Below are 14,239 nucleotides of genomic sequence, written 5' to 3' on the forward strand. Positions count from 1 at the left end.
GGTGAAGTGAGATGGGATTTCTCGAAGACGTCGAAGTCGTCCGTGTGGAGTGCGCACGGCTGACCCCACGCCAACGGCTGGCCGTCACGGCTCTGTGTGCGACGAAGGTGCGATCGGTATCCATGGCGTTCCTTCATGATTCAGGAGAGGGAGACTCCTTTTACCGGATCAACAACGGACTGGATGCGGTGTGGCTGGACCTGCGCGGTATCCAGCAGGCCTCGGCGTCGGATCTCACGCGGGTCCGAGAGGAGGCAGAGCGCTGGATCACTCGCCTTGAGGATGTCGGCGGAGAAGCAGCCGGCTTCGCAGCGGATGCCATCTCCGTATCGGTGTCCGCGATGTCAAGCTTCCTTGAGGCAGATCCAGAGTCCGCAGTGAACTCGGCGATCTCGATCGCCGAAATCCGCTCGGAGATCGCTGAATTCCTGGCGGAATATCAGAGTGCCGAAGTGGAGTACTTCCTGAAGGGTGACGAGGCCGGGGAAGCATCCCTAGCCGAAACCAAGGGCGATGTGGATTTCCTTGGGGAGTTTCCCGCTGACGAGTTTCCCGCGACTCGGTTTATGCGTCGGGCTGGGGCTGCGAACCTTGCTCTCGCAGAGCAGATGAAGTTGGTGCTGAAGGTGGATCGGTTGCGTCTGCCCTGAGGGGTTCCGCCGGACTGCCCCTTGATGCCTACTGGCGGTGCGGCACCTGCCGCCGGGGGGCTACGTCGGTTGGAGGGCGAGGTGCAGCCTCGCCATCCGAGGCGACGCAAACCATGTTGGGTAGCGGTCGCAAATTTGAAGCCCCGCCAGGTATGTCCTGGCGGGGCTTCTGCGTGGCATGACGGCAGTAGTTGACGGCAACGTCAGCGGACGAGGGCGGCGCAGGGTGGCGGTTCGTCGCCACCGCCGTTGGTTGTTTCGGTGATCGTGGGGCTTCCGAGCGCGGTGCCGAGGGCGTCGATGGCGTCACGCTGGAGGCGGAGTCGGACGTGTGCGTAGACGGTGGCGGTGACGCCGATGTGGGCGTGGCCGAGGAGTTCCTTGATCACGACGAGTTCGACTCCCTGTTCCAGGAGCAGGGTGGCGGTCGAATGTCTGAGGTCGTGGAAGCGGATGCGGCGGAGGCCAGCCTTGCGGAGGAGCGTGATGAAGGCGCGGGTGAGGTTGGTCGGATCGATCGCTCTGCCCTGCGCGGTGGTGAACACGTGCCCGCTGTGCTGCCACGTGGTGCCCGCGGCCTCACGTTCGCGCTGCTGTTGCTCGCGGTGGAGCTCCAGGGACTGGAGACACCGCGTGGGGAGGGCGATACGGCGTTCGGAGGCCCGGGTCTTGGTGGGTAGCATGGTGAGCCCGCCTGCGGCGGTCCGCTGAAGGGTGCGGCAGATTGCGGCGGTGCCCGTGTCGAGGTCGAGATCTTCCCAGCACAGACCGAGGAGTTCGCCCTTGCGTAGTCCGGTGTTGAGGGCGAGTTCGAACAGCGCGTGCAGCCGGTGACCTCCTGCGGCTGTGAGGACCTGGCGGGCCTCATCGGCAGTGAGGGGTTCGAACCGTCGGGGCCGGGGTGTGCCCGTGCGGACGTTGCGGGCGACGTTGCGCGGGATCTCCTCCTCGCGGACGCCGTGTCCCGGGGCGGACTTGAGCACGGAGTGGATGTAGGTGAGTGTCAGTGGGGAGAGCAGCTTGCGACAACACTGCCCGACGGCACAGCAACGGGGCTCATCACACCGGGCGTCGATGCCGCGCGTGCAGCACTGGCAGGTGGTGCGGAGCTGGTTGAGCCAGGTGCGGACGTCCTTGGCCGTGAGCTTGGTGAGCTTCTTCTTGCCCAGGAAGAGGCGGACGAGCATGTCTGACTCCGCACACACCGGCACCCCGGTCCGCAGGCGCTACCGCTTCCGCGAGTACCACGTGACCGCCGTCGTGGACCCCATGACCCTGCCCACCTTCGCGGCCGTCTGCGTCACCGGCGAAGACCACGACTGCGGCGCCACCTCCGGCGAGCTCCACACCGAGGACGAACTGACCCGCTGGATCGCCGAACACTGCGCCGAGACCGGCCACGACTTCTACCACCGCACCACCCGCGCCACCCTCCGCGCGGAACCTGGCGCCTGGCAGTAACCGGGGGCCGCGCAGGCCACCCGCTCCCGTGACGGCAGTAGCGACGGCAACACCCACGGATTTCCCCGCACACCCACGGACACCAGCGGAACGCAATACCCGCGTTGACCAGCGAAGAAGCAGGTAGAGAGGGTTCGCGCAGCACACGTACTATGTGGTCGCAGGCGGGACCTCGGCACTTGTTCACAACTGCCCCACTGCGGATGAACGGGCGCATGCCAGAGCATCGGAGAATGCTGCATATTCCAGCAGGCCGGACGTTGCCGCCGGCGGGTACCTCTGGGTTCAGGGGCACGGAGAGTTTGACCTGGCTTCCGATCGGCTCCATCCGTTGATCAGAGCCAACATGGGCGAGATTCCTGCTGCGGCGAGCCCCGGCGGTGGTAAGTTCTTTGGCTCGCATGTCGAGGTTCAGGCGGCCACTATCGTGAGGATTTGGCCAAACAGTCGGGATCCGGGGGTTTGACTGGCCGACTGATGGTCTCAAAGCCTGGCGGGCCATGCGGTTTCTGCACGCCAAACGTGGCAGGAATGTTTCCAGGGGGCTCATCGCTAGCGGTTCGATCTCAGCGCGGGCAAGTTTTCAGTGAGGTACCCTTCTGATGCATTCGCCAAGGCGCGGCCCAGTTGCCGCGCCTTGGCTGCTTTCCTGCAGGCCGCTATGCTGGCTTTATGGACATGAACGGCGATAAGCTGAATCCATGCGCGATCATCGATCTCACCGACTGGGCTGAGCTCGAGAATGCCGACGGGTCGGCTTTCCCGGTTACTCCGACCAAGCTGCACGACTTGGCGTCGGGTGACTTTTCCAAAGTAGCGAGTTCACTCAACCGCCTGTATGAGGCTCTCCTCAACGACGGAGTCGTCTACTCTGCGACCGCGCCGGCTCTCAGGTATGTCGCCGCACTCTTGGGCGACCGCGAAAGTCGAGCCGCACTCACTCCTTCATGGGATGGGGAAAAATTTCCACTCCGAGGCAAGCTCCTTTCATGGCTGGCCGACGTTGCCTTCGATGCCAGCATTGAGCAGGAGCAGCGCATTCGAGAGTGGGGGGATATTCGCCGACCGAGCCATTTCCTGATTTCCTGAACATCAGGAGTATCTACCCGGAAGCTTTTCCTGGCGTCGCCTCCTACTTCGATGACTCTGATTCGAGAGTGGTTGAGGTGGCTCTTGTCGCGGCCGTTCGATTTCTGGAGTCCCCGGCATTGGTGATGCATCGCAGGAGGTTGACTCCTTTGGTGGAGAATGTTCTAGTGCATAGTTCCAATGGGCCGTATAGGACTTTGGCCTGCGAGGCGTTGGATGTGTGGGGCCAAGAACGCATGCTGGTTGAATCGAGTACTGATGCGCTTGATTTCGAGGAGTGCGGGCGGGTTGGCGATTCCCAGGAAAATCGGGGATCGATTGACGAGCCGCCCTTTTAGAACCCCCTAACACAATGAGCCTTTTCCAGCCTCACGTTGACGCGTGGTGAAGGACGAGAACGGCCTGGACGATCGCGGTGATGTGGTTGGTCCTGCAGCGGAGCTTCCGCAGAAGGCGCCAGCCCTTCAGAGTGGCCATGGCCTGCTCGCCGAGGCAGCGGATCTTGGCGTGCGTGCTGTTGCGCCGACACTGCCACCGCTTGAGGCGACGGACTCGGAACGGGACGCGGACGGGATGGCCGGCTCCCTGGTACGCCTTGTCCGCCCAGCACTTCAGCCCGGTCGCGGCGAGCACGTCGATGATTCCGTGGCTCCGCGCGGCGGTCAGGTCGTGGACGGCCCCGGGCGGGGCGGGTGACGCCCACAGCAGCTGTCCGAACGGATCGGTGAGGACCTGGACGTTCATGCCGTGGCGCTTGTGTCTCCCGGAGTAGTACGGAGCGGCGGCGAAGAAGGCCGCGGCGGCGAAGGCGGCTCAGGCCAAGCTCGACAAGGCGAAGAAGTCCGCCACCAGAGCATTGAAGTCGGCCAACAAGAAGGTCGGCGGCGGGGGCTTCGCCAGTCCTCGTGCACAACTGCAACGAGCCCAGAGTATTTGCCGTTGATTCTGGTGGAACTGCTTATGAAATGCCGGTGCATGAAATCGATGCGAATGTGCACCCTGTGATGGCGGCCAACTTTGAGAAAGCCACTGCGGACGGTGCTCCTGCCATCCTCTCGAGGTGGAAGGTGAGTGAGAAGTTGCATCAAAGGAACCGGAACCATGCGTAGAGGCACGCCCCGAGGCCCAGACAGTTCGCCTCGAACGCGACCTGGGAAGAGTATCCCTTTGCCTCTACCTACGAAGGCGGACAGGGGGCTACCTTGACGCTGGCTCCCGGTGGGATGAACTCAAGTCACGGAAATGCGCTCAAGCGGTTCTATGCGAACACTGGCCTGCAAGACGGAATGCCATTTTTGGTCAGGGTGAAAAGGTGAGACTATGGCCTGTGTGGAGATGCCGCGGGGGCCTGTATCATGCTGAGGAGACAGATGATTGACAACTCCCTGGAAAACCTGCGGGCGGAGTTGGAAGGGCTCGGCCGGCCTGTCGTAGACCTCTGGATTTCGGGAGTGGATGGCGGAACAGTCGTCGAAAAATTGGGTGGCAACGTTCCTGCAGACGTCGTCGCTTGGTTCAGGTGGTGCGGCGGGGTCCGCTTGATGCCTGGGCAAATCCAGGATGATGCGAACCTTATTCCGGGGTATGAACCCCTCGGTCTCGAGGAGGCGGTTTCCAGTAAAGAGGAATTTGGAGCCATGGATGCAATCTTGGGGGATTCATGGGTTCCGCTTCTTCAGGGAGGTGCGGATTTCTATGCTGCCGTATACGGTCATGCGAAAGGGAACTTTATTGCAAGTGTAATGCCGGAGAGTGGCGTCGTGGCGGTTTATGAAGATGTTGTCCAGATGGTGGATGCTTTCACGGAGTGCTATAGGCGTGGTGCATTCTTCGTCGATTCTGATGGGATGCTTGATATGGACTTCGATATCTGGGAGGCGGTGGATCGCGACTTTCCGTTCAGGCTGCGAGGTGACTTGTAAAGTAGTGATCCTGCGCAGCGTGAGAGCATAGGCGTCGGCGGTCATTGAACAGAGAGGATCTCGTGGATTTTTTGAGCGAGATCCGGGAAGTGTGCTCCGGTGCGCTGGCTATATCAGAAAATTACCTCCAATCTGGGGGGGGTGCCTCTATGTCTTTCGTCAAGGCACCTCTGTCGGGTTTCGGGTGGTTCGGGCTTGCTGAAGCTATGCGGCGAGTTCGACGTCCGTCGGTGTCCGGGGTTCGTAGAAGGTGCCGTCGCGGAGCATGGCGAACAGGACGCTGATGCGTTGGCGGGCGAGGCGGAGGAGTGCCTGGGTGTGGGTTTTGCCGCGGGCTCGTTGCTTGTCGTAGTAGGTGCGGGAGGCCGGGTCGGCGTTCATGCAGGCGAAGGCCGAGAGGAACATCGCCCGTTTGAGCTGCCGGTTTCCGCCTCGGGGTGCGTGTTCGCCGTGGATCGAGGTCCCGGACTGCTTCGTGGTGGGTGCGAGGCCGGCGTAGGAGGCGAGGTGGGCTGCGGTGGGGAAGCTGGTGCCGTCGCCGACGGTAACCAGCAGGACGGCGGCGGTCCTGACGCCGACGCCGGGCATCGACGTCAGGACCGGGGAAAGAGGGTGAGCCTCCAGCAGAGCGTTGATCTGGGCTTCCATCGCCCGGCGCTGGGTGTGAACAGCGGTGAGCGAGGCGGCCAGGGAGGGGATCACGATGTCGAGGGTGCCGGTGCCCGGGACCACGACGGTCTGTTCGTCGAGCGCGTCGAAGACGTCGTCGATCAGCCGGGTGGCCATGCGCGGGGCCTTCGGGCGGATCAGCTCCACGAGTCTGCGGCGGCCTGCCTTGCGCAGGGCGGCCGGGGATCCGTAGCGCTCCAGCAACCAGGTCACGGCCTGGTGGTCCAGGCGCGGGCCCAGGACGCGCTCCAGCGAGGGGTGGAACTGGGTGAGCAGACCGCGTATCCGGTTGGAGGTGCGGGTGGCCTCGGCGGCGAGGTCCTGGTCGAAGCCGACGAGCACGGTGAGCTCGGCAGTGATCTCGTCGGTCAGTTCCAGCGAGCGCAGGGTGTGCGGCATAGTCCGTGCGGCGTCCGCGATGACGGCGGCGTCTTTGGCGTCGGTCTTGGCCTCGCCCGGGTAGAGGTCGGCGATCCGGCGCATCGCGAGTCCGGGCAGGTAGGCGACCTGGCAGCCGGCGTCGCGGGCGACGGTCAGCGGCAGGGCGCCGATGGAGGCGGGCTGGTCCACGATCACCAGGACGGTGCCGAACTTGTCGCGCAGCTTGTCGAAGACGGCCCGCAGCCTGGGCTCGCTGTTGGGCAGCGGTTTGTCGAAGACCTTCTTCCCGCCCGGGGTGAGCCCATGACCGTGGTGGGCACTCTTGCCGACGTCCAGGCCCAGGAACACGCCCACGTCTTCGATCTCGAACATCGTGCCCCTTCCCAGGGGGTGTTGGCGGTGCCGGCCTCGGCTCGGGTGTCGTGCTCGCGCATCCACGTTATGCAGACCTGCCGCCCGCGAACTGTCCGGCATTGCGCCGGACCGGACGGTGGCCGGACCTCTGATCAGCGTCTCCGACGAACACCCCCGGACCCGGTGACACCACCCCCCAGGTCATGCCTTCGACAGGGGGCAACAGTCATGCCGGGCCCGGAGGCCAGCGGCCCCGTTGCGGAGCCGCAGAAAACATAACGGGGGGATTGGCGCGCCAGGGGCGTTTGATCGCATTCGCCAGATGGCAGCCCAGTCATGGCTCGACGCTGTCCGATGGCATGCGGCCGTCGAACTAGAGATCGAAGGGGGAGCTTGGGTTCGACGAAGGTCAAATGTTGGGGTAGTGCGTACCTCGGGCGCTATTGAGGTCCAGCCTTGCCGATACAGTGCTTCGGCGGCCCACATGTCCGCTATGCCCTAAACAAGAACCCCATGAATTCCTGATCAATAGCACGGGCATCCACGCGAGGGTGTCGAGAGCAATCTGGACGATGTCCGGCCAGATCTGGTTCTGCGCGGTGAGTCGTCAGAGGCAGGTAGCCCGAGGCCGGTCGTGCGAGCGGCAGAGACCCACAACCTCGGCCCGTGCCGGCTGGCGGTGCCGCAGCTCCAGAGCCGCGACCGGCGGGTCGGGGTGGTGCTGGAGGCGAACGCGGTGAGCCGCAGTCAGGCAGAGTTGAGCACGCGCAACTGGGCGCTGGAGTGCGGTCGTCCTTGCGGACGATCAGCTGTGTTCCCTTCGGCCAGCCGTTGAGGCGGTCGCAGGTGAGTTCGGCGACCCGGGCGCCGTTCCGATGTCGCTGTCAGGCTCGGTCGCTGCCGTTCAGGCCGAGGGCGGGATTTCGAAGACGGCGTGGTGAACCTGTTCCGTGATGGTCATGCTGACCGACTACGAGAGCCACCCGCCACGCTGGGCGAACACGCGACGAGCTCGTCGGTGCCGCCTGCAGAGTCGGTGCGGATCAGCGTCCGGCATCCCCGCCGGAACCCTTCCGGGAGCTGGGCCATGGTCGGCTGCCTCTCCGGGCGCCAGGCCGTCGCCGCCGCTACCCGGCCAGGACCTTCTCGCGGATCCTCGCCCATTCCAGGGAGTGCCGGATGCCCTGGGCGACGGAGTGGCGGGGCTCCCAGCCGAGGAGCGTGCGGGCGCGGTCGCTGCGGGTGTAGGCGCCGACGACGTCCCCCGGGCGGCGCTCCGTCTCGACGGCGGCCACGGGCTCGTCGGCCACGCTGTTGAAGGCGTCCAGCAGCTCGCGGACGGTCGTGCCGGTGCCGGTGCCGAGGTTGATCGCCAGGCTGCCCCGCTCCAGGACGGCGTCGAACCGCTGGAGCGCGGCCACGTGCGCGGTGGCGAGATCCCAGACGTGGATGTAGTCGCGGATGCCGGAGCCGTCGCGAGTCGGGAAGTCGGTGCCCGTGAGGGGGAAGGGGGTCTTGTCCTCGTACGCCTCGATCATCTTGCCCAGCGCGTGGCTGGGGCGGCGCAGCTGGAGGCCGGTGCGCATCCGCGGGTCGGCGCCGATCGGGTTGAAGTAGCGCAGGGACAGCACGCGGATCGGCTGGGTGGCGGCGATGTCCGCGAACATGCCCTCGCACACCGCCTTCGTCCGGGCGTACGGGCTCTGCGGGTCGAGGGCGGAGTCCTCGGTCACGGTGAGGTCCGGCTCGGCGCCGTAGATGGCGGCGGACGAGCTGAACACCATGCGGGAGCAGCCGTTGCGGAGCAGGTGCTCGACGAAGTCGAGGCTCTTGGCGACGTTGGCCCGGTAGTAGCCGACGGGGTCGGCCACCGAGGCAGGGACGACGATGAGCGCCGCGCAGTGGACGACGGCGTCGATGTCGGGGTGCTCGGCGAAGATCCGGTCGACGAGGGGGCCGTCGGCGATGTCGCCCTCGTAGAAGGGGCGGTCGGCGACGAACTCGCGGCGCCCGGTGATCAGGCTGTCCAGGACGACCACGTCGATCCCCGCGTCGGAGCAGGCCGAGGCGACGGTGCTGCCGATGTATCCGGCTCCTCCGGCGATGAGGACCTTCATCGTGTCTCCCTCCGTGGCCCGACGACGCCGACGGCCCGAGCCTACCGGGGGCCGCATGGTGCCCCGTGCGGCGATCCGTGATCACGGCGGCATCACGGTCTGGTCCCGTCATGGACCCGCCATGAGACCGACGGCTTTGGTGTCAGTGGCGGCACATAGGGTGCTCACAACTTCACACAGAAAGAACATCAGAAGACCTATGCGATCCATGCTCGTCCGCCGTTCCGCCGTCGCCGCCTCCGCGGTCTCCCTCGCCCTGCTGGTCACCGCCTGCGGCGGCAGCAAGGACGACAACGCCGACGCCGCGCCCAAGGACAAGGCCGGCGCCGCGTCCGCGTCCGCGGCGCCGGCCGCCGCCGAGCCCGCCGCCAAGGTCCTCTCCGAGGCGGAGCTGAAGAAGGCGCTCGTCACCGACGCCGACCTGGAGGGCTTCAAGATCAAGGCCGGTGACACGGCCCAGGTCGCGGCGCTGGCGAAGAGCAAGGTGTCCACGGACAAGGCCGAGTGCGAGCCGCTCGCCCGCCTCCTCACGTCGGTCCCGATGGGCGAGCCCGCCGCCCGGGCCCTGGCCATGGCGAACCAGAGCCCCAAGAAGGAGGACCTCGCCGCCGGCAAGCTGGGCGGCAGCATGACGCTGGTCGGCCTCGCCTCGTACGAGGGCAAGGGCGCCGAGGAGGCGCTCGCCTCCCTGCGCGCCGCCGGCGCGGCCTGCGCGGGCGGGTTCACCGTCACGCAGGACGGTGCCGCCGTCAAGGTCACCAAGCTCGAGGAGCTGAAGGTGTCCGGCGGCGACGAGGCGACCGGCTGGAAGGTGACGGCCGAGGTGGACGGCACCCCGAGCCTCTACCAGGCGGCAGCCGTCCGCCAGGGCGCCACGCTGGCCACCTTCCCGGTCCAGGACCTCGGCTTCGTCGTGACCGGCAAGGCCGGCGACTACCCGGCGGCACTGTCCGACGCCCAGATCGGCAAGCTCGCCCAGCAGGGCTGACCCGGACGCCCCCGGCCGGGCCCGGGGTGACGCGGGCGCGCCCGCCGGAGTCGTAGGCTGCCGCCATGTGCGGAATCGTGGGTTACGTCGGCGGGCAGTCGGCGCTCGATGTGGTGATCGCCGGCCTGAAGAGGCTGGAGTACCGGGGCTACGACTCGGCGGGCGTCGCCGTGCTCGCCGACGGCGGGCTCGCGGCGGCGAAGAAGGCCGGGAAGCTCGTCAACCTGGAGAAGGAGCTGGTCGGCCGCCCGCTGCCCAGCGGGTCCACCGGGATCGGCCACACCCGGTGGGCCACCCACGGCGGCCCGACCGACGCCAACGCCCACCCCCACCTCGACAACGCCGGGCGGGTCGCCGTCGTCCACAACGGCATCATCGAGAACTTCGCCGTGCTGCGCGCCGAACTGGAGGAGCGCGGCCACACCCTGGAGTCCGAGACCGACACCGAGGTTGTCGCCCACCTCCTCGCCGAGGCCCACTCGTCCACCGCGGACCTCGCGGAGGCCATGCGGCAGGTGTGCCGCAGGCTCGAAGGCGCGTTCACCCTCGTCGCCGTGCACGCGGACGAGCCCGACGTGGTCGTCGGGGCCCGCCGCAACTCGCCGCTCGTCGTCGGCGTCGGCGAGGGCGAGAGCTTCCTCGCCTCCGACGTCGCCGCGTTCATCGAGCACACCCGGTCCGCGATCGAGCTCGGCCAGGACCAGGTCGTGGAGCTGCGCCGGGACGGCGTCGCCGTCACCGACTTCCACGGCGCGCCCGCCGACGTGCGCTCGTACCACGTCGACTGGGACGCCTCCGCCGCCGAGAAGGGCGGCTACGACTACTTCATGCTGAAGGAGATCGCCGAGCAGCCGAAGGCGGTCGCCGACACGCTGCTGGGGCGCATCGACGCCGAGGGCCACCTCACGCTCGACGAGGTCCGCATCCCCGCCTCCGTGCTGCGCGAGGCGACCAAGGTGGTCATCGTCGCCTGCGGCACCGCCTTCCACGCGGGGATGATCGCGAAGTACGCCATCGAGCACTGGACCCGCATCCCCTGCGAGGTGGAGCTCGCCAGCGAGTTCCGCTACCGCGACCCGATCCTGGACCACCGCACCCTGGTCATCGCCATCTCGCAGTCCGGCGAGACCATGGACACCCTGATGGCGCTGCGGCACGCCCGCGAGCAGGGCGCCCGGGTCCTCGCCATCTGCAACACCAACGGGTCGACCATCCCGCGGGAGTCCGACGCCGTCCTCTACACGCACGCCGGGCCCGAGGTGGCGGTGGCGTCGACGAAGGCGTTCCTCACCCAGCTCGTCGCCTGCTACCTGCTCGCGCTGTACCTGGGGCAGGTCCGCGGCACCAAGTGGGGAGACGAGATCTGCGCCGTCATCCGGGACCTGTCCCGCATCGCGGACGGTGTCGAGCGGGTGCTCGACACCATGGAACCGGTACGGGAGCTGGCCCGGTCCCTCGCCGACAAGGACACGGTGCTGTTCCTCGGCCGGCACGTCGGCTACCCGGTGGCGCTCGAAGGCGCGCTGAAGCTGAAGGAACTGGCGTACATGCACGCCGAGGGGTTCGCCGCGGGCGAGCTCAAGCACGGGCCGATCGCGCTCATCGAGAAGGACCTGCCGGTGGTGGTCGTGGTGCCGTCGCCGCGCGGCCGCTCCGTGCTGCACGGCAAGATCGTCTCCAACATCCAGGAGATCCGGGCCCGCGGCGCCCGCACCATCGTCATCGCGGAGGAGGGCGACGAGGCGGTCGTGCCGTACGCCGACCACCTCGTCCGCATCCCCGCCACCCCGACGCTGCTTCAGCCCCTGGTCGCCACCGTGCCGTTGCAGGTCTTCGCCTGCGAACTGGCCACGGCCCGGGGCAACGAGGTGGACCAGCCGCGCAACCTGGCGAAGTCGGTCACCGTCGAATGATCATCGGGGTGGGGATCGACGTCGCCGCGATCGACCGGTTCGCGCAGGCCCTGGAGCGGACCCCGCACCTCGCTGACCGGCTCTTCGTGGAGCGGGAGCTGCTGCTGCCGAGCGGGGAGCGGCGCGGTGTGGCGTCGCTCGCGGCCCGGTTCGCGGCGAAGGAGGCCCTCGCGAAGGCGCTCGGTGCGCCGCCCGGACTGCAGTGGACGGACGCGGAGGTGTACGTCGAGGGCAGCGGGCAGCCGCGGCTCAGGGTGCGGGGGACGGTGGCCGCGCGCGCGGCCGAACTGGGCGTGCGGAGCTGGCATGTGTCGCTCAGCCACGACGCCGGGGTGGCGTCGGCGGTCGTGATAGCGGAGGGGTGAGCGGGACGCTGCCCGGTTCCGCTCGCGCACGGGCCCCGGCGCCGGGAGGTCCGGTGCGCGGAGGACCTGGGCGGGAAGGGCCGGGCGCGGGGGCCTGAGCGGGAAGGGCTGGCCGTGGAGGACCGGGGCGGGAAGGGCCGGGCGTGGAGGGTCTGCGAGCGAAGGGCCGGGCGTGGGGCCTGTGCGAGAAGGGCCGGCCGTGGAGGGCCTGGGCTGGAAGGGCCGGGCGTGGAGGGTCTGCGCGAGAAGGCCGGCCGTGGAGGACCGGGCCCGGGGCGCCACCGGGCCCGGGGCGCCCGGCGCAGAGGAAACGTGCGGAGTGGGCCGGCCGGGAGTGGGCCGGGCCGGAAGTGGGCCGGCCGGGAATGGGCCGGGCCGGAAGTGGGCCGGCCGGGAATGGGCCGGGCCGGAAGTGGGCCGGGCCCGGGGTGGGCCGGCCGGAGCGGGCAGAAGTCGGGCGGGGGCGCGGGAAGGCCGTGCCGGGGCCGCGCGCCGGGTGTCCGCGCCGGGGCGTAAGCCGGAGCCGAGAAGGAGGCTGAGCTGATGCGGAGCGCATACCGCGTCGAGACCGTACGGGCCGCCGAGGCCGCGCTGATGGCACGGCTGCCGGAGGGCGCCCTGATGCAGCGGGCCGCCGCGGGGCTCGCCGCCGCCTGCGCACCGCTGCTGGGGCAGGTGTACGGCGCGCGCGTCGTCCTGCTGGTGGGCAGCGGCGACAACGGCGGCGACGCCCTCTACGCCGGGGCCCGGCTGGCGCGGCGCGGCGCCGGGGTGTCGGCGGTGCTGCTCGGGACGCGCGCCCACGAGGCCGGGCTCGCCGCGCTGCTGCGGGCCGGGGGACGCGTCGCCGACGACCCGTTCGCGGTGCTGGCCCGCGCCGACCTGGTCCTGGACGGCATCACCGGCATCGGCGGCCGCGGCGGGCTGCGGCCCGACGCGGTCCCCGTGGCGCGCGCCGCGCGCGGGTCGGACGCGGTCGTGGTCGCCGTGGACCTGCCGAGCGGCGTCGACGCGGACACGGGCACGGTGGACGGCGAAGCCGTACGGGCGGACGCCACGGTGACGTTCGGCGCGTACAAGCCGGGTCTGCTGGTCGACCCGGCACGGGAGTACGCGGGCCCTCTGCGGCTCGTCGACATCGGCCTGGGCCCGTACCTGCCGGAGGTGCCGGACCTGGAGGCGCTCCAGCACGCGGACGTGGCGCGGCTGCTGCCGGTGCCGGGCGCCGAGAGCGACAAGTACCGGCGGGGCGTGGTCGGGGTGGTCGCCGGTTCGGCGCGCTACCCCGGGGCCGCGGTGCTCGCGGTGACCGGAGCGCTGCGCGGCGGGGCGGGGGCCGTGCGGTACGTGGGGCCTGCGGGGGACGCGGTGCTGGCCCGCCATCCGGAGACCCTGGTGCACGCGGGGCCGCCGGGGAAGGCGGGGCGCGTACAGGCGTGGGTGATCGGCCCCGGCCTGGGCGACACCCCGGGTGTGGCGGAGGTGCTGGCCTCCGACGCCCCCTCCTGGTCGACGCGGACGGCCTGCGGCAGCTGGACCCCGGGGCGGTGCGCGCACGGGCCGCGCCGACCGTGCTGACCCCGCACGCGGGCGAGGCCGCGGCCCTGCTGGGCGCGGCCCGCGAGGAGGTCGAGGCGCGGCGGCTGGACGCCGTGCGGGAACTGGCCGGCCGCTACGGCGCGACCGTGCTCCTCAAGGGCTCCACGACCCTGGTGGCCGATCCTGGGGCCGGTGCGCCGGTGCGGGTGAACCCGACGGGGACGCCCTGGCTGGCCACGGCCGGCAGCGGAGACGTCCTGTCGGGCCTCGCCGGCTCGCTCCTGGCGGCCGGGCTCGCCGCGCGTGATGCCGCGTCCGCGGCGGCGTACCTGCACGGTCTCGCCGCCCGGCGCGCCGCGCGGGGGCGCCGGTGGCGGCGTACGACGTGGCGGAGGCGCTGCAGGGCGCGTGGCGGGACGTGACGGGCGGGGCGACCGCGTAGGGCGGGCGGCGCAGGGCGAGGGGCGGAAGCGATGGTGGGGGAGGAGTCGTACGTGGACACGGGAGGGGGCCCCGGCTCGCGGCGGGGTACGGACGCGGGCGCGGCCCGGGGCGGGTGCGAAGGCGCCGGCACGGGCGGCCGCGCGCAGGGCGGTGCCGCCGGCACCCGGCGCGCCGCCGCGGCGGAGGGCGGGTGCGGCCAGGCTGCCGTGCCCGCCGCACGCGCCGGCGGCACCAGGGCCGGCGGGCGCGGCGGCCCTGGTGCCACCGGCACGGAGGAGGCCGCCGACCGGGGCGTCGCGGAGGGACGGGCCGCGACGGCCCTCGACACCGGCCGTACGGACGGCGGG

Annotated in this window: 9 protein-coding genes and 4 pseudogenes; 9 read left to right on the forward strand and 4 right to left on the reverse strand. The window is 69.3% G+C overall.

Translation table 11 applies throughout. From position 1 onward, the window contains the following. Window positions 1–11: 11 nt before the first annotated feature. Complete coding sequence (locus tag L6E17_RS24550) at window positions 12–650, forward strand: hypothetical protein (RefSeq protein WP_236242882.1); 639 nt, start codon at window positions 12–14, stop codon at window positions 648–650. A gap of 203 nt (window positions 651–853) precedes the next feature. Here the strand turns inward: L6E17_RS24550 and L6E17_RS24555 are convergent. Further along, a pseudogene (locus L6E17_RS24555) lies at window positions 854–1,819 on the reverse strand (tyrosine-type recombinase/integrase); the annotation flags it as partial. Between the two features lie 16 nt (window positions 1,820–1,835). Here L6E17_RS24555 and L6E17_RS24560 point away from each other — a divergent pair. Further along, entirely contained in the window at window positions 1,836–2,111 is a 276-nt protein-coding gene (locus L6E17_RS24560) for a hypothetical protein (RefSeq protein WP_236242883.1), read from the forward strand. 672 nt (window positions 2,112–2,783) lie between these two features. Further along, window positions 2,784–3,200: a hypothetical protein gene (locus L6E17_RS24565; protein WP_236242884.1), complete on the forward strand. Its 417-nt coding sequence runs from the start codon at window positions 2,784–2,786 to the stop codon at window positions 3,198–3,200. Window positions 3,201–3,569: 369 nt separating this feature from the next. On the opposite strand, the pseudogene L6E17_RS24570 reads toward L6E17_RS24565, so the two are convergent. Next, a pseudogene (locus tag L6E17_RS24570) lies at window positions 3,570–3,986 on the reverse strand (transposase family protein); the annotation flags it as partial. 377 nt (window positions 3,987–4,363) lie between these two features. Here L6E17_RS24570 and L6E17_RS31650 point away from each other — a divergent pair. Both L6E17_RS31650 and L6E17_RS24575 read left to right on the forward strand, forming a co-directional pair. Next, window positions 4,364–4,516: pseudogene (locus tag L6E17_RS31650) on the forward strand (NucA/NucB deoxyribonuclease domain-containing protein); the annotation flags it as partial. 54 nt (window positions 4,517–4,570) lie between these two features. Continuing rightward, the gene (locus L6E17_RS24575; RefSeq protein ID WP_236242885.1) at window positions 4,571–5,122 is read left to right on the forward strand and encodes a hypothetical protein; all 552 of its coding nucleotides are present in this window, start codon (window positions 4,571–4,573) and stop codon (window positions 5,120–5,122) included. 204 nt (window positions 5,123–5,326) lie between these two features. Here the strand turns inward: L6E17_RS24575 and L6E17_RS24580 are convergent, their stop codons facing one another. Further along, on the reverse strand, window positions 5,327–6,544 hold the full coding sequence (locus L6E17_RS24580; protein WP_236238829.1) for an IS110 family transposase: 1,218 nt from the start codon (window positions 6,542–6,544) through the stop codon (window positions 5,327–5,329). A 1,109-nt stretch (window positions 6,545–7,653) separates the two neighbouring features. Further along, window positions 7,654–8,643, reverse strand: a complete 990-nt coding sequence (galE, locus tag L6E17_RS24590) for a UDP-glucose 4-epimerase GalE (protein ID WP_236242886.1) — start codon at window positions 8,641–8,643, stop codon at window positions 7,654–7,656. A 199-nt stretch (window positions 8,644–8,842) separates the two neighbouring features. On the opposite strand from galE, the gene L6E17_RS24595 reads away from it, so the two are divergent. The 4 genes and pseudogenes from L6E17_RS24595 (at window position 8,843) to L6E17_RS24610 (ending at window position 13,890) form a co-directional block, all read left to right on the forward strand. Continuing rightward, window positions 8,843–9,631 carry a hypothetical protein gene (locus tag L6E17_RS24595; protein ID WP_236242887.1) on the forward strand — a complete coding sequence of 263 codons (789 nt, stop codon included), beginning with the start codon at window positions 8,843–8,845 and terminating at the stop codon, window positions 9,629–9,631. Window positions 9,632–9,696: 65 nt separating this feature from the next. Next, complete coding sequence (glmS, locus tag L6E17_RS24600) at window positions 9,697–11,544, forward strand: glutamine--fructose-6-phosphate transaminase (isomerizing) (RefSeq protein ID WP_071267629.1); 1,848 nt, start codon at window positions 9,697–9,699, stop codon at window positions 11,542–11,544. After that, window positions 11,541–11,909 carry a holo-ACP synthase gene (locus tag L6E17_RS24605; protein ID WP_071267631.1) on the forward strand — a complete coding sequence of 123 codons (369 nt, stop codon included), beginning with the start codon at window positions 11,541–11,543 and terminating at the stop codon, window positions 11,907–11,909. The genes glmS and L6E17_RS24605 overlap by 4 nt, the downstream gene beginning before the upstream one ends. Window positions 11,910–12,452: 543 nt before the next feature. Beyond that, a pseudogene (locus L6E17_RS24610) lies at window positions 12,453–13,890 on the forward strand (NAD(P)H-hydrate dehydratase). Window positions 13,891–14,239 lie beyond the last annotated feature (349 nt).

The organism is Streptomyces sp. CC228A, from assembly GCF_021390935.1.
GTDB lineage: Bacteria > Actinomycetota > Actinomycetes > Streptomycetales > Streptomycetaceae > Streptomyces.